Origin of the sequence: Pseudomonas sp. R32, assembly GCF_009866705.1 — a bacterium.
GTDB classification, from domain to species: domain Bacteria; phylum Pseudomonadota; class Gammaproteobacteria; order Pseudomonadales; family Pseudomonadaceae; genus Aquipseudomonas; species Aquipseudomonas donghuensis.
In genome coordinates, this window is sequence record NZ_CP019396.1 from 5,298,878 (window position 1) to 5,320,919 (window position 22,042).

Consider the following 22,042-nt stretch of genomic DNA (forward strand, 5'->3'; position numbering starts at 1 on the left):
CGCGGCTTATCCTCGGATGGCCCAGAAAGCCAGGTTCAAGCCCGGGAACTCGCCAGCAACATAGAAGGCAAAGCCGCCGGCGTTCTGCAGTTGCTGCCAATGCTCGCTACCGCGATCGAGTTCGTAGTAGGTGGAACCGGCATGGAACGGGATCTGTCGTGGCGCCACCGGCAACGGCAGCAGGCCGATGCCCGGGAGCTGCAGGTTGACCAGGTCGCGGATATGTTCGACCGCACCGATCTTGCTCTGCTGGGCGAAACGCCCGCGCAGGGTTTCGCTCGGCACATCGGCACGCACCACGAGGATGAAGCTGGCGTTGTCGAGCAGGCTGCGGTCGGCAAGCATGGCCACGTGGATACCGTAGGCCTTCTCGACGATCGGGATTGGCGTGGCCTTGCTGTCGATCAGCATCGACAGGGCTTCGCGCAGCGCCTGCATGACCGGGGCGAAACTCGCTGCCAGGTCATCATGCTGATACACCGGGAACTCACCCGGGCGGCGGTTGCTTGCACAAAACGTGGCGAACTCACCGGCCAGGCTGACCAGCTCGCTGTACAGGCGCTCCGGGTGCAGCGGGCTCAACTGGCTGAGGTGCTCAACCAGCGGTTGGGCGCGGTTGACCAGTTGCAGAAGCATGAAATCCGCGATCTCCGAAGCACCACCCGCGCCCGAGGCCACCACCCGCCCGGCCAGGGCCTCGCCACGTTGGTGCAGCAGGCCCAGCAGTTCGCTGCGAAACGCCGACAGGCTCTTGCTCGCCGACACATCCAGCACCGGCGCGATGTAGCTGTCATCCAGGACCAAAGCACGGTCGGCGCGTTTTTCCTTGATGCGCACCAGGCCCAGCGCGGCATAGTCGCTCAGGCCTTCTTCGGCGGTGATCAGGCGCAAGGCCCGGGAACCGAGGGCCACCGGCGCGCGGTTCTCGAACGGTGCGTTGTCATCGCGCACCTCCGCCACCCGGCTGACATAACGCGCACCGCCCGGGGCCTCACCTTCGTCGACCGTGTCGCGGGCGCCAGCGCGCTTGAGCGGCAATGCCAGGTACACCAGGCCATCGCGCAGGTTGTCGTCGATGTTCAGCGGGCTTGGCGCCAGGTCGTCCTGGGGGATATTGAACGGCGTACCGTCCGGGAGCAGGCCGCGGGCCGAGATGATGGCCAGCTTGCCCTGAGCCAGCAGGCCCTGGTCGATCAGCAGCTCGGAGAAGCCCCAGGCGCCTGCCGACAGCGGCCGGCTGCGGGCATCGATCAGGTTTTCGAGATAGCGGTCATGCTGTTGAAAATGCTGGGTTCCGAGGAACATGCCTTCCGACCAGACCACACGATTGTTCCAGGACATGGCTTCTCCGATCGCCTATTGGGCGGTACTGGTTGGGGAGGAATGAGCAGCGCTGCGTACAGCACGAACATCGAGGCTGACCTGGTAGTCCAGCGGCGGCACCGGTAGCAGGCTGCGCCACTGCGCCTGGTCAACTTCGCGGTAGCCGACCACCAGGCCAATCTGGCGGGTCGTCGGGCTCAGTGGACGCTCGATGCGCAACTGCTCACCGGGCTGCACCAGTACTTCATCCTGATCGACCAGGTCGGCGCCCAGGGTCGCGGGGGCCCGATCGGCCAGCGCGAAGTAATCGGCGCGATTGAAGTTGGCGCTGTTCTTCAGCTCGTAGATTCGCACGCGCACGGGCGCGGCCTGGCCGTTGGCGCCCGGGTTGAGCCCGGCGGCGGCACTGAAGTACAAGGTGACGCTGGTCGGCCCTGCCACCTCGGGCTGGGCCGGTACTGCAACTTCATCCTTGCTACAACCACTGAGCAGCAGTGCGGTTACCGCTGCCATCAGCATTGTTCGAATCATCCTGCGTCCTCAATGACGTGGCACTTTCCGTTTGTTTCAGGAGCGCTGCAGACGCGCGCTGTGCTCCTCATAGGCGCGGCTGAATTCGCGCCCGAACAGGTCCTGGAAGTCGTCTTCGGCTTCCCGGGAAATCTTGCTGTACAGCTCGGTGAACTGCTGCCAGTACTGGGCCTGGCGGGAGCCTGCGAACAGCTTCGACAAGCCGGCTGGCTCACCTAACCGCGACTCCAGCTGGGCCGGTTCGAAACGCGCGAGCAGGTGCTTGATGGCGGCCTCGACACCCGCCATCACTGCCAACTGGTGAGCACGCAGGTCATCGAAGCTGTCACGTACTGCCTGGTCCGGCGCCATGAAGGCGTGATTGCCGTGACGCAGCAGTAACAGCAACGCTTCATCGGCATTCGGAGCAAACTTGAGCGGGTTGTTCTCCGCCGGGCGGATCATGGTCTGCTGCATGCGGAATTCGCCCTTGAGGCTGCTGCGCGCACGCAATACGTCGATCAAGCCCTCGACCATCAAGCGGTAACTGCGGCCAAGGGCCTCCATCTGCGCCTCGACCTGCGCGCTGTCGATACGCAGTTGCTCAAGGCCTGCCCCGCGCAGGAAAGCCTGGACCAGCGCTGCTGATTCGGCAGGCTGGGCCGGGGCCTCGACGACGGCCACCGGCGCAGGCGCTGCGGTCGCGACAGGCGTCGGTGCGGGAGCGGGAGCGGGAGCGGGAGCAGGTGCAGGTGCAGGTGCTGAAGGCTCGGCAAACAGGTCCCAATCTGCGGGAATCACCCCAGGGCTCGCCGGGGCCGGCACCGCCACAGGGACGATCGGCGCGGGCGGACGAAAGTCATGCTGCTGGGCAGGTACATGGTCAGGCTGGGTTACCGGCGCAATGCTTGCCGGCGCGAGAAAATCAAACAGGTCCGGCAGGGTGTCGCTGCTTGACGCACCGTGCACGAGCGCCGGTGTGCCTGCGTGAGAAAGGACAGGCGCAGGGCTAGCCTGGTTAGCCATCAACGCTTCGAAACTATTGCTGGCATCGCCGCCGATCGGATTGCCATCCCCTACCTTGAAGCTCGAATCAATCCGCGCCTGGATCTCGTACTCGCCAATACGGATGATTTCGCCATCCATCAAGGGCTCGCTATTACCGCGGCGCAAGCGAATACCGGCGTGAATTAACTCGACACCGTTTGTGCTGTTATCAGTCAGGTAGTAGCGGCCATCTTTATATTGAATGACACAATGTTGCGAAGAGACCAGACGCTCCGGATCGGGCAATACCCAATCATTATCAGAGCCACGTCCGATGCTGATGGCGCCTGATTCGATGAACTTTTCAGGACATTGGCCAGGGGTAATCTTGTGATAACTGGTAATAGTCAGACTCAGCGACATCACGCCTCCTTAGCCACATCCCGAACCGTCTGCTGGCCCGCTGCAGGCCTGACACAGAAAAGCGATTCGCTTCCAATCCCTGAAAAACTCTACTGAATATCCGATTTTCGGCAGTTTCTAGCCGAACCATGTCAGTTTCAAATGACATCCACCGCCGCCCTGACCAACAAGTCAAAAACCCTGTTTGGCCCAGCACTCAGGTCACGGTGGGCCGATAGCTTACCTTGACAGCCAATTGGAAATAAACCAAAAATGCGCAACTTGCTGAACGAGTGTGATATCACTTTGATATCAACTAAGGATAACTCAGCAAAATATGTGCGCTCTGTCACAAAATTAACTTGCGCACATTAGCTACCCCCACCACGGGACGATACGGAGATCGATATCTGGTGAACTCAGCGCATTTGCTCGCTGCCGTTTCGGAGAACTTCCCCTGCGGCGACGACCTTGAATACGACCCGGACTTCCTGCAATTGGAGCGTGATGCCCAAGGCAAGCCCGAGCGTGTCATGGGTGATGCCATCCAGCCTGCCGAGCCTCCCCAGTGGCGGCAGATCGAACAGTCCTGCATGGCCCTGCTGCAACGCAGCAAGGACCTTCGGGTCACGCATTTCCTCTTGCAGAGTGCCCTGGCCCTGCACGGTATTGCCGGCCTGGCCAGCACCCTGCAACTGATCAACGAGCTGCTGCGCCAGTACTGGCCACAGGTGCACCCGCAACTCGACGCCGATGACGACAACGACCCGACGGTACGCATCAACGCCCTCGCAGGTCTGGTCTGCGAGACCAACATCGCCCTGCTGCGTGAAAGCCTGCTGACCCGCTCCCGTGCATTCGGCCCGGTCAGCCTGCGCGCGGCCCTGCACGCCAGTGGCCTGCAGCACTTTGCCAGCGAGACGCTCAACGCCGACGAGCTCGGCGGCGCCCTGCGCGACAGCGATGCCGACCAACTGCAGGCCACCCGCGAGGCCCTGCAGCAAGCCCGCGAAGCCGCCGAGGCAATCGAGCAGTACGTCAACGAGCAGGTCGGCTCGGCCAGCGGTATTGATCTCGGCGCCCTCAAGCAACCGTTGCGCCAGGCTGCACAGATCCTCGCCGAACAGGCGCCGGCAGGCGAGCAAGCCGCCAACGACACCGCAGCCGAAATCAGCACGGTTGCCGACAATCCGCCGCCTCTCGACAGCGCCGTTCCCGCAGCCCCTGTTGCCCGTGCCTCAGCGGATATCGCCAGCCGCGACGAGGTGCTGCGCAGCCTTGACCGAATTCTCAAGTATTACGCCCGTCACGAGCCCTCGAGCCCGTTGCCGGTGCTGTTGAATCGCGCGAAAAATCTGGTGAATGCCGATTTCGCCGCGATCGTCCGCGACCTGATCCCCGATGGCCTGTCGCAGTTCGAAACCCTGCGCGGGCCGGAGACCGACTGAGGCCTGCGGGCCAGGCCCAACGCAATTACGCAACACCGTTACCGGCAACGATCGATGACGCCAATACCGTCGCACCTGCGACCAGGAGGAACAACGTGGCGAACCCCAGTTCTCAGAAATTCATTGCGCGCAATCGCGCGCCGCGGGTGCAGATCGAGTATGACGTCGAGCTCTACGGCGCCGAAAAGAAGGTCCAGCTGCCTTTCGTCATGGGCGTCATGGCTGACCTCGCAGGTAAGCCCGCCGAGCCGCTGGCGCCGGTGGCCGAACGCAAGTTCCTGGAAATCGACGTCGACAACTTCGACTCGCGCCTCAAGGCCATGCAGCCACGGGTAGCCTTCCACGTCCCCAACGAACTCACCGGGGAAGGCAACCTGAGCCTGGACATCACCTTCGAGAGCATGGACGACTTCAGCCCTGCCGCCGTAGCGCGCAAGGTCGACTCGCTGAACCAGCTGCTCGAAGCGCGGACCCAACTGGCCAACCTGCTGACCTACATGGACGGCAAGACCGGCGCCGAAGAAATCATCATGAAAGCCATCAAGGATCCGGCCCTGCTCCAGGCCTTGGCCAGTGCGCCAAAGCCCCAGGATGCCGAGCCGAACGCTTAATCAGGACAAAGCCTCATGACCGATCCGATGCGTGATACCCAGGCCCAGCCAGCTGCCACCGAGCAAGCCAGCGAGTTCGCCTCGCTGTTGCTGCAAGAATTCAAACCCAAGACCGAGCGCGCCCGCGAAGCGGTCGAAACTGCGGTGCGCACCCTGGCCGAACAGGCCCTGGCGCAAACCGACCTGGTGTCCAATGATGCGATCAAGTCGATCGAATCGATCATTGCCGCCATCGACGCCAAGCTCACCGCCCAGGTCAACCAGGTCATCCACCACCCCGAGTTCCAGAAGCTGGAAAGCGCCTGGCGTGGCCTGCACTACCTGGTCAACAACACCGAGAGCGACGAGCAGCTGAAAATCCGCGTGCTCAACATCTCCAAGCCCGATCTGCACAAGACCCTGAAGAAATTCAAGGGCACGGCCTGGGACCAGAGCCCGCTGTTCAAGAAGATGTACGAAGAGGAATACGGCCAGTTCGGCGGCGAACCTTACGGCTGCCTGGTCGGCGATTACTACTTCGACCAGTCGCCACCGGACGTCGAGCTGCTCGGCGAGCTGTCCAAAGTGTGTGCCGCCATGCACTCGCCATTCATCGCTGCGGCCTCGCCGACCGTGATGGGCATGGGCTCGTGGCAGGAACTGTCGAACCCGCGCGACCTGACCAAGATCTTCACCACCCCCGAGTACGCCGGCTGGCGCTCGCTGCGTGAATCGGAAGACTCACGCTACATCGGCCTGACCATGCCGCGCTTCCTCGCCCGCCTGCCGTATGGCGCCAAGACCGACCCGGTGGAAGCCTTCGCCTTCGAAGAAGACACCGACGGCGCCGACAGCGCCAAGTACACCTGGGCCAACGCCGCCTACGCCATGGCGGTGAACATCAACCGTTCGTTCAAGTACTACGGCTGGTGCTCGCGGATTCGCGGCGTCGAGTCCGGTGGCGAAGTGCAGAACCTGCCGGCGCACACCTTCCCCACCGATGACGGTGGCGTGGACATGAAGTGCCCGACCGAAATCGCCATCTCCGATCGCCGTGAAGCGGAACTGGCGAAGAACGGCTTCATGCCCCTGCTGCACAAGAAGAACACCGACTTCGCCGCGTTCATTGGCGCCCAGTCGCTGCAAAAGCCTGCCGAATACGACGACCCGGACGCCACCGCCAACGCCAACCTGGCGGCGCGCCTGCCGTACCTGTTCGCCACCTGCCGCTTCGCCCATTACCTGAAGTGCATCGTGCGCGACAAGATCGGCTCGTTCAAAGAGAAGGACGAGATGCAGCGCTGGTTGCAGGACTGGATCCTCAACTACGTCGATGGCGATCCGGCCCACTCCACCGAGACCACCAAGGCCCAGCACCCGCTGGCAGCGGCTGAAGTGGTGGTCGAAGAAGTCGAAGGCAACCCGGGCTACTACAACTCGCGTTTCTACCTGCGTCCGCACTACCAGCTTGAAGGGCTGACCGTGTCGCTGCGCCTGGTATCGAAGTTGCCATCGGCCAAGGGCGCCTGAGCCCTGGCTCGCTGAAGCGCCCCGCAATGCGGGGCGTGCACTGAAAACAATGTGGTAGATGCCACACTCTGGAGACAACATGGCAGTTGATATTTTCATCAAGATCGGCGACATCAAGGGCGAGTCCATGGACAAGGCCCACAAGGACGAGATCGATGTGCTGAACTGGAACTGGGGCATGTCCCAGTCCGGCAACATGCACATGGGCGGTGGCGGTGGCGCCGGCAAGGTCAACATCCAGGACCTGTCGCTGACCAAGTACGTCGACAAATCCAGCCCCAACCTGATGATGCATTGCTCCAGCGGCAAGCACATCGACAAGGTCAAGCTGACCGTGCGCAAGGCCGGTGGCGAAAGCCAGGTCGAGTACCTGGTCATCAACCTCGAAGAGGTGCTGATCAGCTCGCTGAGCACCGGTGGTTCGGGCAGCGATGATCGCCTGACCGAAAACGTCACCCTGAACTTCGCCAAGGTCACGGTCGATTACCAGCCGCAGAAAGCTGACGGCACCAAAGACGGCGGCCCGGTCAAGTACGGCTGGAACGTGCGCCAGAACGTCAAGATCTGACATGCGCGTCGCCCTTATCGCTGGACAAACCCACCGTGTAGGGGCGGGCTTGCCCCGCGATAAGGCCAACGCAATCTTGAATCCCACCACCGGAGCCGCCCCTTGGTAGCCGAAATCGCTGCACGTGACCGCCTGCAGCCTTCGCTGCTCGATCGTCTGACCGACGACGAGCCCGGCAACCTGCAAGAAGCCAACGACAAACGCGTGCTGTCGCTGAACCAGCTCAAGGCCTCGGTTCTGCGCGATCTCACCTGGCTGCTCAATACCACCTCACTGCTCGATGCTGCCGCCACGCTCAACACCCAGGCCGGCAACTCGGTAGTCAACTATGGCCTGCCGGCACTGGCCGGTAACAGCGCCTCGAACATTGATATCAGCGCACTGGAGAGCATCATTTACCAGGCCATTGCCACTTTCGAACCGCGCATCCTGCGCAGCAGCCTGCGGGTTCGCGCCCAGGTCGCACCAGGGGAAATGAACCACAACGCCCTGAGTTTCGAGATTGAAGGCGATCTGTGGGCCCAGCCAGCGGCACTGCCGTTACTGCTGCGCACCGATCTGGACCTGGAGTCCGGGCATGTCCGGGTCGCCCCTGCCGAGCGCCGGAGACGTCCATGAACCCGCGCCTGCTCGAGCTGTACAACCAGGAGCTGCAACACATCCGCGAAAGCGCCGCCGAGTTCGCCAGGGAATACCCGAAAATCGCCGGGCGCCTGACCCTGTCCGGTATCGACTGCGCCGACCCCTATGTCGAACGCCTGCTCGAAGGCTTTGCCTACCTGACCGCACGGGTGCAACTCAAGCTCGACGCCGAGTACCCGACCTTCACCCACAACCTGCTGGAGATTGCCTACCCGCACTACCTGGCACCGACACCGTCGATGACCGTGGTGCAGATGCAGGCCGATCCCGACGAAGGCTCGCTCAGTGCTGGCTTCACCCTGCCCCGTGGCAGTGTGTTGCGTGCCACCCTTGGCCGCGATTCGCAGACACCGTGTGAGTTTCGCAGTGCCCACCCGGTCACCCTGTGGCCACTGCAGGTAACCCAGGCCGAATACTTCGGCAATCCGGCGGCCAGCCTCGGGCGCCTTGCCGCCAGTGAACCGAAAGCCCGCGCCGGGTTGCGCATTACCTTGCGTACCGGCGCCGAGCTGCCGTTCAACGCGCTCGATCTCAGCAGCCTGCCGCTGTACCTGAACGGAGCCGATGAACTGCCGTTTCGCCTGTACGAGCAACTGCTGGGCAACGCCTGTGCCGTGTTTGCGCGCCAGCCTGGCAGCGACTGGGTCGAGCGAATTGCGCCCTCGGCCCTGCGCCCTTGCGGCTTCGATGACCGCGAAGCAGCCCTGCCCGTGGTCCCGCAGGCATTCCAGGGTTACCGCCTGCTACAGGAATACTTCGCCCTGCCGCAGCGTTTCCTGTTCGTCGAATTCGCCGAACTGGAGCGCGCAGTCAAACGTTGCGACGGTCAGGAGCTGGAGCTGATCGTGCTGTTCGAGCGCTTCGACCAGACCCTGGAAGGCAGCGTCGGCGTCGAGCAGTTCGTGCCCTTCTGCACCCCGGCGATCAACCTGTTCCCGCGCCGGGTCGACCGCATCCACCTGAGCAACCGGGTCAACGAACACCATGTCATCGCCGACCGCACCCGGCCGACGGATTTCGAGATCCATTCGCTGAGCAGCGTGACCGGTCATGGCACCGGCCCCGACCAGGGTTTCCTGCCCTTCTATGCCGTGCGCGACCCGTCCCGCTATGGCCGTGACCAGGCGTATTACATCGTGCGCCGCGAGCCGCGCATGCTCTCCAGCGAGCAGCGCCGCAACGGCACCCGTTCGACCTATATGGGCAGCGAAACCTTCATCAGCCTGGTCGATGGCCAGCAGGCGCCTTACCGCCACGACCTGCGCCAACTGGGCGTCAGCGCCCTGTGCACCAACCGCGATCTGCCGCTGTTCATGAATGTCGGTGATGGCCGCAGTGATTTCACCCTGGCCGACAGCGCCCCGGTAGCCGCCATTCGCTGCCTGGCCGGGCCAAGCCGACCACGCGCCAGCCACGCCCATGACAACAAGGCCTGGCGATTGATCAGCCAGCTGTCGCTGAACTACCTGTCGCTGACCGAACAGGGCCAGGGCGCCGCCGCCCTGCGCGAGCTGCTGCGCCTCTACGGCGACAGCCATGACGCCGCCCTGCAATTGCAGATCGACGGCCTGCGCGAAGTCAGCAGCAAAGCCTGCACGCGGCGGCTGCCGATGCCCGGGCCGATCGTGTTTGGCCGTGGCCTGGAGATCACCCTGGAATTCGATGAAAACGCTTTCCGCGGCACTGGAGTGTTCCTCCTCGGTGCAGTGTTCGAGCGCTTCCTGGCACGTTACGTGTCGATCAACAGCTTTACCGAGACGGTGCTTCGTACCACCGAACGCGGCGAGATCATGCGATGGAAAGCCAAGCCCGGACGCCGTCCGACCCTGTGAACATCCTCAGCGAGATGCAGGCCGAACCCTGGAACTACGATTTCTTCCAGGCCCTGCGCCGACTGGAGTGCGAGTCGCCGCAATTGCCGCGCTTCGGCCATTCCCTGCGTCTGGCCGATGAGCCGATTCGCCTCGGCCAACAGCTCGACTGCGCTTTCGCACCGGCAACCCTGGCATCGCTGACCCCTGCCACAGAACAGGGCCCGGCGCGCCTGGAGCAGTTCTTCTTTGGTCTGGGCGGCCCTAACGGACCGCTGCCGCTGCACCTGACCGAATACATGCGCGAACGTCAGCGCAACAACGCCGACAGCACCAGCAAGCGTTTTCTCGACGTGTTCCATCACCGCCTGCTGAGCCTGTTCTACCGGGCCTGGGCCGAAGCACGGCCAACCGTCAGCCATGACCGCCCCGCTGACGACTACTGGGCCGCGCGCCTGGCCGCCCTCAGCGGCCGCGGCACCCCGGCACTGCGCGACCAGGGCCCGTTGCCGGACACCGCCAAGCTGCATTACAGCGGACACCTCGCCGCCCAGACCCGCTATCCGGATGGTTTGCGCGGCATTCTCGGGGCGTATTTCGGCGTGCCGGTGAGCATCGAGGAGTATGTCGGCCAATGGCTGCAACTGCCCGAGCGTAGCCGCCTGGGCGCAAGCGCCAACCAGTTGGGCATGGATGTATGCCTGGGCAGTCATGTCTGGGATCGCCAGCATAAATTTCGCATCTGCCTGGGGCCGCTGAGCCTCGAGCACTACCTGGCGCTGCTGCCCGACGGCAGTGCCTTTGCTGAACTGGTGGCCTGGGTCGCCGAGCACCAGGGGCACGAGCTTGACTGGGACCTGAAGCTGATCCTGCAGCAGGACGAGATACCCGCCCTGCAACTCAACACCGGCCGACGCCTGGGTTTCGATACCTGGCTCGGCCGCCCGCAACACGATGCCAGCGACCTGACACTGGCTCGGTACTACGCCGAGCAGGCGACCGCATCGCAATCCACAAGGAGTCCGGAACATGGGTGAAATCAGCCGCGCCGCGCTGTTCGGCAAACTCAACAGCGTCGCTTACAAGGCCATCGAGGCCGCCACGGTGTTCTGCAAGTTGCGGGGCAATCCCTATGTGGAACTGGCCCACTGGTTTCACCAACTGCTGCAACTGCAGGACTCGGACCTGCACCGCATCATCCGCCAGTTCAACCTTGAGCCTGCGCGCCTGGCCCGCGAGCTGACCGATGCCCTGGACCGCCTGCCCCGCGGCTCGACTTCGATCACCGATCTGTCCTCCCACGTCGAAGAAGCCGTCGAGCGTGGCTGGGTGTATGGCAGCCTGATGTTCGGCGAAAGCCAGGTGCGCACCGGCTACCTGGTGCTCGGCATCCTCAAGACGCCGAGCCTGCGCAATGCCTTGCTCGGCCTGTCGTCGGAGTTTGCCAAGATCAAGGTCGAAGCCCTCAGCGAGCGCTTTGACGAGTATGTCGGCGATTCGCCGGAAAACGCCCTGAGCGCCAGCGACGGTTTCAATGCCGGCGCCGTGCCGGGCGAAGCCAGCGGTGCCATGGCGCCCAGCGCCCTGGGCAAACAGGAAGCGCTCAAGCGCTTTACCGTCGACCTCACCGAGCAGGCACGCAGCGGCAAGCTCGACCCGATCGTCGGCCGTGATGAAGAGATCCGCCAGTTGGTGGATATTCTCATGCGTCGCCGGCAAAACAACCCGATCCTCACCGGTGAAGCCGGTGTGGGCAAAACCGCAGTGGTCGAGGGTTTTGCCCTGCGTATCGTCGCCGGCGATGTCCCGCCATCGCTCAAGGACGTCGAACTGCGCAGCCTGGATGTCGGCCTGTTGCAAGCCGGGGCGAGCATGAAAGGCGAGTTCGAGCAGCGCCTGCGCCAGGTCATCGAGGACGTTCAGGCCTCGCCGAAACCGATCATTCTGTTCATTGACGAAGCCCACACCCTGGTCGGTGCCGGTGGCGCTGCCGGTACCGGCGATGCCGCCAACCTGCTCAAGCCAGCCCTGGCCCGCGGCAGCCTGCGTACCGTGGCCGCCACCACCTGGGCCGAATACAAGAAGCACATCGAGAAAGACCCGGCCCTGACCCGCCGCTTCCAGGTGGTGCAGGTCGCCGAGCCGAGCGAAGACAAGGCGCTGCTGATGATGCGCGGCGTGGCCTCAACCATGGAGCAGCACCACCAGGTGCAGATCCTCGATGAAGCCCTGGAAGCCTCGGTCAAACTCTCCCACCGCTACATCCCGGCGCGCCAGCTGCCGGACAAATCCGTCAGCCTGCTCGACACCGCCTGCGCCCGCGTCGCCATCAGCCTGCACGCTGTGCCGGCCGAAGTGGATGACAGCCGCCGACGCATCGAAGCGCTGGAAACCGAGCTGCAGATCATCGCCCGCGAACTGGCCATCGGTATCGCCATCGGCAACCGCCAGCAACAGTCTGAAACCTTGCTGGCGGCCGAGCGCGAGCGCCTGGCCGAGCTGGAAAGCCGCTGGGCCGAAGAAAAAGCCCTGGTCGACGAACTGCTGGCCACCCGTGCGCAACTGCGCGAAAACGTCGGCGTGGTCGACCGCGACACGGGCAGCGAACAGAGCCATGAGCTGCGCGAGAAGCTCATCGACCTGCAACAGCGCCTGAGCGACCTGCAAGGTGAAACCCCGCTGATCCTGCCGACCGTCGACTACCAGGCGGTGGCCTCGGTGGTTGCCGACTGGACCGGCATCCCGGTCGGGCGCATGGCTCGCAACGAGCTGGAAACCGTGCTCAAGCTCGACCAGCACCTGGCCAAGCGCATCATCGGCCAGGACCATGCCCTGCAGATGATCGCCAAACGCATCCAGACCTCGCGCGCCGGCCTCGACAACCCCAACAAGCCGATCGGCGTGTTCATGCTCGCCGGCACTTCCGGGGTGGGCAAGACCGAAACCGCCCTGGCCCTGGCCGAAGCCATGTACGGCGGCGAGCAGAACGTCATCACCATCAACATGAGCGAGTTCCAGGAAGCCCATACCGTCTCGACCCTCAAGGGCGCCCCGCCTGGCTATGTCGGCTATGGCGAAGGCGGCGTGCTGACCGAGGCGGTCCGGCGCAAGCCCTACAGCGTGGTGCTGCTGGACGAGGTGGAAAAAGCCCACCCGGATGTGCACGAGATCTTCTTCCAGGTCTTCGACAAGGGCGTGATGGAGGATGGCGAAGGCCGGCTGATCGACTTCAAGAACACCCTGATCCTGCTCACCACCAACGCCGGGACCGAGCTGATTTCCCAGGTGTGCAAGGACCCGCAAAACATCCCGGAACCCGACGCCATCGCGACTGCCCTGCGCCAACCGCTGCTGGAGATCTTCCCGCCAGCGTTGCTCGGACGCCTGGTGACCATCCCCTACTACCCGCTCAGCGACGAGATGCTCAAGGCCATCACCCGCCTGCAGCTCGAACGCATCCGCAAGCGTGTGCAAGGCACCCACAAGGTCGCCTTCGACTACGACGACGAGGTGGTCGAGCTGATCGTCTCGCGCTGCAGCGAGACCGAAAGCGGCGGACGGATGATCGACGCGATCCTGACCAACAGCCTGTTGCCGGACATGAGCCGCGAGTTCCTCACCCGCATGCTCGAAGGCAAGGCCCTGGCCGGGGTGAGCATCAGCCGCCGCGACAACGACCTGCACTACCACTTCAGCGACGCGCCGTGATGGCGCGTTTCACGAGATAAACGATGCTATTCAAGCAATTCACCCGACTGGCGCAAATCAACAGCCCCCTGGGCCCTGATGCGCTGATCCTGGCGGAAATGGGCGGCGGCGAAGAGCTGGGGCGGCTGTTCGACTACGAGTTGCAGCTGACCTCGGACAATTCGGCCATCGACCTCAACCAACTGCTGGGCAAGCCGATGAGCTTGAGCCTGCAGCTGGAGCTGGGCCGCTCGCGGTATTTTCACGGCATCGTCGCGCGCTGCAGCCAGAGCATCGACCGCGGCCAATTCGCCAGTTACCGGGTGACCCTGCGGCCGTGGCTGTGGTTGTTGAGCAAGACCTCCGATTGCCGCATCTTCCAGAACCAGAGCATCCCGCAGATTATCAAGCAGGTGTTTCGCGACCTGGGTTTTTCCGATTTCGAAGACAGCCTCAGCCGGCCCTATCGCGAGTGGGAATACTGCGTGCAGTACCGCGAGACCAGCTTCGACTTCGTCAGCCGCCTGATGGAGCAGGAAGGCATCTACTACTACTTCCGCCACGAGAAAGACCGTCACGTGCTGGTCCTGGCCGATGCCTATGGCGCCCATCAGGTGGTACCGGGCTACGAGTCGGTGCCGTATTTTCCGCCCGATGGCCAGCATCGCGAGCGCGACCACCTCAATGACTGGCACCTGGCCCAGGAGGTGCAGTCTGGCTCGCTGGAGCTCAACGACTACGACTTCCAGCGCCCCAGTGCGCGCATCGACGTGCGCTCGGAAATGCCGCGCCCGCACACCGCTGGCGATTACCCGCTATACGACTACCCCGGCACCTATGTACAGAGCGAAGACGGCGAGCATTACGCCCGCACCCGTATCGAGGCGCTGCAAAGCCTGCATGAACGCATCGAGCTGCGTGGCAACGCCCGGGGCCTGGCAGCGGGCAACCTGTTCAGCATGAGCGGCTTCAGCCGTCAGGACCAGAACCGCGAGTACCTGATCGTCGGTGCCCGCTACTACGTCGTCCAGGAACGCCTGGAAACCGGTGGCGGTGGTGGCAACGCGCAGTTCGAAAGCAACCTCAGTTGCATTGATGCGCAGCAGAGCTTCCGCCCCCTGGCCAGCACCCTGCGCCCGCAGGTCAGGGGCCCGCAGACCGCCATCGTGGTCGGCCCGGCCGGTGAAGAGATCTGGACCGACCAGTATGGCCGGGTCAAGGTGCATTTCTACTGGGATCGCCATGACCAGTCCAACGAAAACAGTTCGTGCTGGATCCGCGTATCCCAGGCCTGGGCCGGCAAGAACTGGGGCTCGATGCAGATCCCGCGGATCGGCCAGGAAGTGATCGTCAGCTTTCTTGAAGGTGATCCGGACCGGCCGATCATCACCGGCCGGGTGTACAACGCCGAGCAGACCGTGCCCTACGACCTGCCGGCCAACGCTACCCAGAGCGGGATGAAAAGCCGTTCGAGCAAAGGCGGCACGCCAGCCAACTTCAACGAAATCCGCATGGAGGACAAGAAGGGCGCCGAGCAGCTGTACATCCATGCCGAGCGCAACCAGGACATCGAAGTCGAGAACGATGAGAGCCACTGGGTGGGCCACAACCGCAACAAGGTAGTGGACTTCAGTGAAGTGGCGACCATCGGCGAAGACCGAATTCGCGCGGTCAAGCGCGACGACATCCTGCTGGTGGGCTCGACCAAGACCGACAGCATCAGCCGCAGCTACCTGATCGAGGTCGGCGAGAACCTGCGCCTGGTGTGCGGCAAGAGCATCCTCGAGCTCAATGCCAGCGGCCAGATCAACCTCACCGGCGTGCAGTTCAACTTCAATGCCGAAGGTAATGCCCAGTTCAACACTGGCGGCACCCTGGACCTGAACATCGGCGGCGGCCCCGGCGCCACCCCGGATGGGCAAGGTGTAAAAGGCACCATCGATGGCGCCGTGGAAGCGATCTTCCCCAAGCCCAAAGCCAGCCAATAACGAGATTTGCGCGTCATGACCTATCGCCTGAATGAATTCCAGTTCGCCCTGCCCGATGAAGAGGTGCAGGACACCAGCATCAACATCCTGCGCTTTGCCAACCTGGGGACCTCGCTGATTGTCAGCCGCAGCCTGTTGGCCGACGGTGAAACCCTGCAAAGCAACTTCGACGGCCAGCTCGAACGCCTGCAGCAGCAGGTCAAGGATCTACGTTTCCAACCGGGCCAGGCTGTACGCCTGGGCGCCGACCAATCGGTGGACGGCATCGAACTGCGCAGCCAGTTCAGCAAGGGCAGCGAGAAGGTGTTCCAGTACCAACTGGCCCTGGTGTTGCCGGGCACCCGCAAGATGTTCGCCCTGAGCTACGTCAAGGCCCAGCCGCTGGGTGATGCCGAGGCATCGCACTGGACGGCGATCAAGCAATCACTGAACTTCGACGCCCTGAGCTGATGAGCACCCTGCATGTCTGACGCCTTGTGGGCCGCCCGCCAGGGCGACGCCCTGATGCACACCTCGATGATGGCCGACATCGTCAGCGGCGTGCTGGAGGTGGCCGCCAACGTCGCCATCGGCGTCCTGGCCACCGCCGCGGTGACCGCGGCGCTGGGCCTGACCGTGGCCACCGGTGGCTTGGGTTGCTTCGTGCTCGGCGCGGTGGTGGGCATCGTGGTCGGCGTGGCCATGAGCAAGACCGGCGCCGACAAAGGCTTGAGCAGTTTATGCGAGGGCATCGGCAACTTTTTGTTCCCGCCCTCGGTGCAGGCCAACATCCTCACCGGTTCGAAGAACACCCACACCAATGGCAAGCCGGCCGCCCGCGCCGCCGGCGTCATCGTTGCCGCCGCGGCGCCCGCTGGCAGTGATGCTGCTCAGCCGCCTGGCGAAGAGGAAGAGGAAAGCTTCCTCGACATGGCCAAGGGCCTTTTCTCGCAGATGTGGCGGCCCACGGTCGCCAGCCCGGCGCCGAACACCGAGCCTGCCGACGACGACAAGATTCTCTGCAGCAAGCACCCGCCGATGCCGCCGCAGTACCTGGCCGAAGGTTCGAGCAAGGTCACCATCAACGGCCATCCGGCCTGCCGCAGCGGCGATCGCAGCACCTGCGAGGCGGTGATCGTCGACGCCGGGCTGATCTCCGATAACGTGCGCATCGGCGGCGGCTCGATCGTGGTCCGCGAGATTCGCAGCGGCAAGACCCCGGGCATCGGCCTGGCGATTACCGCGTTGATGCTGCTGCGCGGGCGCGGCGGCAAGTTCTACAGCAAGTTCGGCTGCATGGTGATCGGTGGCATTGCCAGCGCCGTCACCAGCCAGGTGAGCGGGGCGATCACCAATGCTATTGCCGGCTCGCTCAATCCGGTACATGCACCGACCGGGGCGAAGATTCTCAGCGGCGAGGAAGAACTCGATTTCAGCCTGCCGGCGCTGATCCCACTGGACTGGCAGCGCTATTACAACAGCCGGGATGAACGCCGCGACGGCCTGTTCGGTGCTGGCTGGAGCGTCGATTACGAAGTCTTCGTCGCCATTGAAACGCATCCTGAAGGCAGCGAGCGCCTGCTGTTCACCGACGAGCAGGCGCGGGTCGTCGACATGGGCAACATTCCCCGGGGTGATGCGGTGTTCAGCGCTGGCGAAGGCCTGAGCGTGCGTCGCGCGCTTGACGACGAGTTGCTGATTGAAAGCAGCAGCGGACTCTATCGTTTGTTTCAGCCGACCCCGGGCAACCCGCAGCACCTGCGCCTGGCGCAACTGGGCGACCGCAACGACAACCGCCTTTACCTCGACTATGACGCCAGTGGCCGCTTGCTCAGGCTGCGCGACACTTTCGACGCGGTTCAGGTGCAGTTGGTTTACAGCGCGCAATGGCCGGCACGGGTCAGCCATATCGAGCGCCTGTACAGCGATGATTCAAGTGAGCTGCTGGTCAGCTATGCCTACGACAGCAACGGCGACCTGGCCGAAGTCCGCGATGCCGCTGGCCAGTTGCAACGGCGCTTCGCCTACGACCAGGGCCGGCGCATGGTCGAGCACCAGTTGCCCAGCGGCCTGCGCTGCTTCTACGAATGGACTCGTGCTGCAGACGACTGGCGCGTGGCCCGACACTGGACCGACGACGGCGACGAGTACCGTTTCGACTACGACATCGAGGCGGGCATCACCCGCATCACCGATGGTTTGCAGCGGGTCAGCACACGCTATTGGAACCCGCAGTACCAGATCACCGAATACACCGACGCCGTGGGTCTGACCTGGCGCTTCGAGTGGAACGACGAGCGCCAGCTGCTGGGCGCCACCGACCCGCAAGGCGGACAATGGCAGTATCTGTACGACGAGTCCGGCAACCTCTGCGAAAGCATCGACCCACTGGGCCGCAGCGAGTCGACCCTGTGGCTGGAACACTGGTCGCTGCCCCGGGTACAGACCGACAAGGCCGGCAAGCGCTGGAGCTACCGTTACGATCAACGCGGCAACTGCAGCAGCGAAACCGATCCACTGGGCCGCACCACCCGCTACCGCTACGACGATCGTGGCCAGGTGGTGGAGATCATCGATGCGGCGGGCAAGCACAAGCAGTTGCACTGGAACGATCTGGGCCTGCTGATTGAGCAGGTCGATTGTTCAGGGTATCCGACCCGCTTCAGCTATGACCGGCGCGGCTATTTGCAAGCAGTCATCGATGCCCTCGGCGAGCGCACCGAATACCAGAATGACGCCCAGGGGCGAGTCGTTGCCACGCAGTTGCCGGATGGTCGTAGCGAGCGTTATGAACTGAACAGCAGCGGCCAGCTCAGCCGCTACATCGATCCGGCCGGGCATGTCCTGCAGTTTCGCTACAACCGCCGTGGCCAGCTCCTGCAACGCATAGACCCGCACGGACGTCAGGTGCAGTACAGCTACGACAACTACGGCCGTCTGCTGGCCCTGACCAACGAGAACGGTGAGAGCTATCGCTTTAGCTGGGACCTGGTAGACCGCCTGACCCGGCAACAAGACCTCGACGGCAGCGCCAGACGCTATGAGTATGGACCCCTGGATAATGTCAGCCGCCTGGAGTTTGTCCCTGCGCCATACGGCAGCGGTCTGGCCCTGGTGCCGGACACAACGCCGAAGTCGATCGTTCACCAATACACCCGCGATGCTGCCGGCCGGTTGCTTGCCAAACAGACCGACGATGGCCGCACCGACTTCAGCTATGACCCGCTGGACCAACTGACCACGGTCTGCTTCACCGACAATGACGGCAACACCGAGCAGCTAGCCTTTGCTTACGATGCTGCCGGCCAGCTCGTACAAGAACACAGTGCCAATGGTGCGCTGCAGCATCACTATGATGAGCTCGGCAACCTGGTCCAGAGCCAACTGCCCGATGGCCGCTGGCTCAACCGCCTGTACTACGGCAGCGGTCACCTGCATCAGCTCAACCTCGATGGCAAGGTAATCAGCGACTTCGAGCGCGACCGTTTGCACCGTGAAGTGCTGCGCACCCAGGGCCGTGTCAGTACCCGCAGCGAGTACGACCGCAGTGGTCGCTTGCGCTCGCGCCTGCGCCGCCCCAGCCATCAGCCGCCGCAACTGCCGGCTGCGGTGCAGCAACGCTTCGATTTCGACCCGGCAGACAACCTGACCAGCCGCTTCAACCAGCAACCCGGCAGCCAGCACCAGCAACTGCTGCACTACGACGCCAGCGGGCGGATCATGGCCAGCCAGGACGCCGGCCAGGGCCAGAGCGAAGCCTTTACCTACGACGCCGCCGCCAACCTGCTCGATGGGCCACAGGCCGGCGTGGGGCTGGTACGCCACAACCGGCTGCTGACCTATCAGGACAAACGTTACCGCTACGATGCCTTCGGCCGCCTGATTGAAAAACGCAGCAGCCGGCGCGGCATCCAGCACTTCAGCTATGACGCCGAGCACCGCCTGGTGCAGGTGCGCAGTCAGCACGGCGGTCGCGAGCGGGTGCTGAACATGCGCTACGACCCGTTGGGTCGGCGCACTGAAAAAAGCGAGTATGACGAGCACGGCAACTTGCTTGATCAGACCAGGTTTACCTGGGACGGCCTGCGCCTGCTGCAGGAACACCGGCACAGCCAGACCAGCCTCTATCTGTACGTGCAGAACAGCTATGAACCGCTGGCCAGGGTCGACGGCACTGGCCTGCAGCAACAGATACGCTATTACCACAACGACCTCAATGGCCTACCCGAGCAACTGACCGAAGACACTGGCGAAGCCTTGTGGCAGGCGCGGTATCAGGTCTGGGGCAATACCCTGCAGGAAGTGCGCGAGGCGCATTTCATCGAGGAGCAGAACCTCAGGTTCCAGGGTCAGTACCTGGATCGCGAGACCGGGTTGCACTACAACCTGTTCCGCTTCTATGACCCGGATGTCGGACGCTTTACCCAGCCGGATCCGATCGGCCTGGCCGGCGGCTTGAACCTGTACCAATATGCCGCTAACCCTGTGGGCTGGATCGACCCGCTCGGGCTCAACGCATTGCTGCCCGGTGAGGGCGGTGTCGGCGCCTATGGCAAGCTGCCCGGCACGCCAGGGGATAACCTGACCGGTCACCACATGCCGTCAGCCGAATACATGAAGCAAAAATTCGGTATCAGCCGCAACAAATCCATCGCCATGCAGATGGAGCATATTTATCCTGAGAACAAAGGCCGTCACCCGATGACCCGCTCCTATTCAAGGCGACCTTTCCTCAATGAGAAACCCAGGGATGCGCTCGCTCGAGATATCTGGGACGCCCGCAAGATCTACAAGCAGCAGGGGCTTTACACCAAGGAAATCCAGGCGGGTCTACGGGAAACGATACGGCAGAACAAAAGTACCTTTCCGAATATATTCAAGAAACCATCGAAATGCGGAGGAAAATAGGATGAGCCTGACAGAAGCCCTCAACGACTGTGCAACCTTCAACAGCGACGCTGAGGTGGCGCGTTTTTCCAAAATACTGCGCGACATGGCGCAGACCCGCGACACGCAATACCTTCCGGTCATGCTGTCGCACCTGGACGATGACTGCGAATATGGCGACGTCATGAAGGAAATAATCGGTATGGCTGAATCCTTCGACCCCGCCAACTATGTCGAAGCAGTGATTGAAGTCACCGACTCCCTTAAAGAAAAGGCCAGTGACTGGCTGGAAAGCATCCACTATCGGATTTTCAATTCCCCCGAATACACCAAACTCTACCGCGCCGCCCTGGCGCAAAGTGCCAACAAGGCAGCGATCAAAAGCTACCTCCAGGACTTTCTGGCCAACAACCCGGAGAAGCAGTCCGAGGTGGATTCGGTTCTGGCAGGATGAATGAAAGCTGCGGCGGCCAATTCCGCTATGGCCGCCGCTGACGTATCATCCGCGCCCCGCTTGTATTCACATGGACGTCCGATGAAAGCCCCCGCGCGCCTGCTCCTTGCTGCCCTTTTCGCTGCCTGCCTGCACAGCCCTGCAACCGTTGCCGCGGGCTTTGACTGCAGCAAGGCCAGTACCCTGCTGGAAACCGCCATCTGCACCACGCCGTCGCTGTCGGCCAAGGACGACCAGCTCAACGAGCGCTACAAACCGCTCAAGGACCGCAAGATCTTCCGTGAGCTGGAGAACTTCTGGCTGCGCGAGGTGCGCAACCGCTGCGAGACCGCCGCCTGCCTGGAAGTCGCCTACGACCAGCAGATCAAGCTACTGACACCGGTACCGGCACTCACACAGATCGATCCCAAGAGCCTCCAGCCCCTGCCTCGCGATCAGCGCTACACGCAGGTCGAGGATGAGCCGTGGCAGCGCTTTCCCCTGGCCACCGTCGCCGACATGAGCGAAGACAGTTTTGCCTACTTGGTGGACGTCGCCACCCTCGATGGCGTGCTGAACGTGGTGTTGTTCGTTTCCGAAAAGCAGGATGACGAAGGCAGCAACCCCGGCAATATCTATGACAGCCGCCCGATCGGCACCCTCTACGAATACTCCGATGCTCGCCCTGGCCTGCACCCGTTCGCGCGCAATGTGCGCTTTGATGGCTGGAACAGTATCACCGCCAACGATCAGGGCCGGCGCTATGCCGGGATCATTGACGGGGTGTTCTACTACCGGCAGAAGCTGAGCGGCGAAGCGCAGCAAAGCATGGCCTACAAACTGGGCTCCAAGGCTGCGCCGCAACCTTCAACGCAACTGTACGCGGCCGAGTCCAACAGCAAGCGTTTCGCCAAGGCGCAGATCAGCGGCGACCTGAACCAGGACAACTCCGGCCTGCTGCTCTATTACCCGCATCTTAACGGCAGTGACAACCCCTACGACCGGGTGATGGACAAGGATGCCGGCGGCTGGAGCCTGGTCAACCCGACCTGGAGCCCGACCCGGCCAGTGCTGTACTTCGACAACAACGGTGGGTTCGCCTGTATCTGGCGGGTCGACCTGGTAACCAAGCGCCTGGAGAAGATCGTCCCCGAGCATGAAGCGGTTGCTGCCCGCCCGGTGGACGTCATTGGCCGCGAGGCGATCGTCTACCTGGAAGCCGACCAGCTGATGTTTGCCATCGCCCCGGATCAGTAA

Annotated in this window: 16 protein-coding genes; 13 read left to right on the forward strand and 3 right to left on the reverse strand. The window is 63.0% G+C overall.

What is annotated here, in order from left to right; all coding sequences use genetic code 11:
- Positions 1–6: 6 nt before the first annotated feature.
- From tssK to tagH, 3 genes are read right to left on the reverse strand one after another with little or no spacing between them, the layout of a single operon-like run.
- On the reverse strand, positions 7–1,341 hold the full coding sequence (gene tssK, locus PspR32_RS24505) for a type VI secretion system baseplate subunit TssK (protein WP_010221281.1): 1,335 nt from the start codon (positions 1,339–1,341) through the stop codon (positions 7–9).
- Positions 1,342–1,356: 15 nt separating this feature from the next.
- On the reverse strand, positions 1,357–1,854 hold the full coding sequence (gene tssJ / locus PspR32_RS24510; RefSeq protein WP_026001200.1) for a type VI secretion system lipoprotein TssJ: 498 nt from the start codon (positions 1,852–1,854) through the stop codon (positions 1,357–1,359).
- A 36-nt stretch (positions 1,855–1,890) separates the two neighbouring features.
- Positions 1,891–3,243 carry a type VI secretion system-associated FHA domain protein TagH gene (tagH, locus tag PspR32_RS24515; RefSeq protein ID WP_159389285.1) on the reverse strand — a complete coding sequence of 451 codons (1,353 nt, stop codon included), beginning with the start codon at positions 3,241–3,243 and terminating at the stop codon, positions 1,891–1,893.
- Between the two features lie 392 nt (positions 3,244–3,635).
- Here tagH and tssA point away from each other — a divergent pair, with 392 nt between their 5' ends.
- From tssA to PspR32_RS24580, 13 genes are all read left to right on the forward strand, one after another.
- On the forward strand, positions 3,636–4,670 hold the full coding sequence (gene tssA, locus PspR32_RS24520; protein WP_159389286.1) for a type VI secretion system protein TssA: 1,035 nt from the start codon (positions 3,636–3,638) through the stop codon (positions 4,668–4,670).
- Between the two features lie 95 nt (positions 4,671–4,765).
- The gene (tssB, locus tag PspR32_RS24525) at positions 4,766–5,281 is read left to right on the forward strand and encodes a type VI secretion system contractile sheath small subunit (protein ID WP_010221277.1); all 516 of its coding nucleotides are present in this window, start codon (positions 4,766–4,768) and stop codon (positions 5,279–5,281) included.
- A gap of 15 nt (positions 5,282–5,296) precedes the next feature.
- Positions 5,297–6,790 carry a type VI secretion system contractile sheath large subunit gene (gene tssC, locus PspR32_RS24530; protein ID WP_010221276.1) on the forward strand — a complete coding sequence of 498 codons (1,494 nt, stop codon included), beginning with the start codon at positions 5,297–5,299 and terminating at the stop codon, positions 6,788–6,790.
- Between the two features lie 79 nt (positions 6,791–6,869).
- Positions 6,870–7,358, forward strand: coding sequence for an Hcp family type VI secretion system effector (locus PspR32_RS24535; protein WP_010221275.1), 489 nt, complete (start codon positions 6,870–6,872; stop codon positions 7,356–7,358).
- A 102-nt stretch (positions 7,359–7,460) separates the two neighbouring features.
- The gene (gene tssE / locus PspR32_RS24540; protein WP_010221274.1) at positions 7,461–7,976 is read left to right on the forward strand and encodes a type VI secretion system baseplate subunit TssE; all 516 of its coding nucleotides are present in this window, start codon (positions 7,461–7,463) and stop codon (positions 7,974–7,976) included.
- A complete protein-coding gene (tssF, locus tag PspR32_RS24545; RefSeq protein ID WP_159389287.1) occupies positions 7,973–9,832 on the forward strand; it encodes a type VI secretion system baseplate subunit TssF in 1,860 nt (619 codons plus the stop codon). Before tssE ends, tssF begins: the two co-directional genes overlap by 4 nt.
- Entirely contained in the window at positions 9,796–10,848 is a 1,053-nt protein-coding gene (gene tssG, locus PspR32_RS24550) for a type VI secretion system baseplate subunit TssG (RefSeq protein ID WP_010221272.1), read from the forward strand. Before tssF ends, tssG begins: the two co-directional genes overlap by 37 nt.
- Entirely contained in the window at positions 10,841–13,519 is a 2,679-nt protein-coding gene (gene tssH, locus PspR32_RS24555) for a type VI secretion system ATPase TssH (RefSeq protein ID WP_036994978.1), read from the forward strand. Before tssG ends, tssH begins: the two co-directional genes overlap by 8 nt.
- Positions 13,520–13,542: 23 nt before the next feature.
- Positions 13,543–15,486: a type VI secretion system Vgr family protein gene (locus tag PspR32_RS24560; protein WP_010221270.1), complete on the forward strand. Its 1,944-nt coding sequence runs from the start codon at positions 13,543–13,545 to the stop codon at positions 15,484–15,486.
- A 15-nt stretch (positions 15,487–15,501) separates the two neighbouring features.
- Positions 15,502–15,936, forward strand: coding sequence for a DcrB-related protein (locus tag PspR32_RS24565; RefSeq protein ID WP_010221269.1), 435 nt, complete (start codon positions 15,502–15,504; stop codon positions 15,934–15,936).
- Between the two features lie 12 nt (positions 15,937–15,948).
- Positions 15,949–20,373 (forward strand): RHS repeat-associated core domain-containing protein, encoded by a 4,425-nt coding sequence (locus tag PspR32_RS24570; RefSeq protein ID WP_159389288.1) that lies wholly within the window; start codon positions 15,949–15,951, stop codon positions 20,371–20,373.
- Between the two features lies 1 nt (position 20,374).
- Complete coding sequence (locus tag PspR32_RS24575) at positions 20,375–20,806, forward strand: Imm30 family immunity protein (protein WP_010221267.1); 432 nt, start codon at positions 20,375–20,377, stop codon at positions 20,804–20,806.
- A gap of 81 nt (positions 20,807–20,887) precedes the next feature.
- Positions 20,888–22,042, forward strand: coding sequence for a lysozyme inhibitor LprI family protein (locus PspR32_RS24580; protein WP_159389289.1), 1,155 nt, complete (start codon positions 20,888–20,890; stop codon positions 22,040–22,042).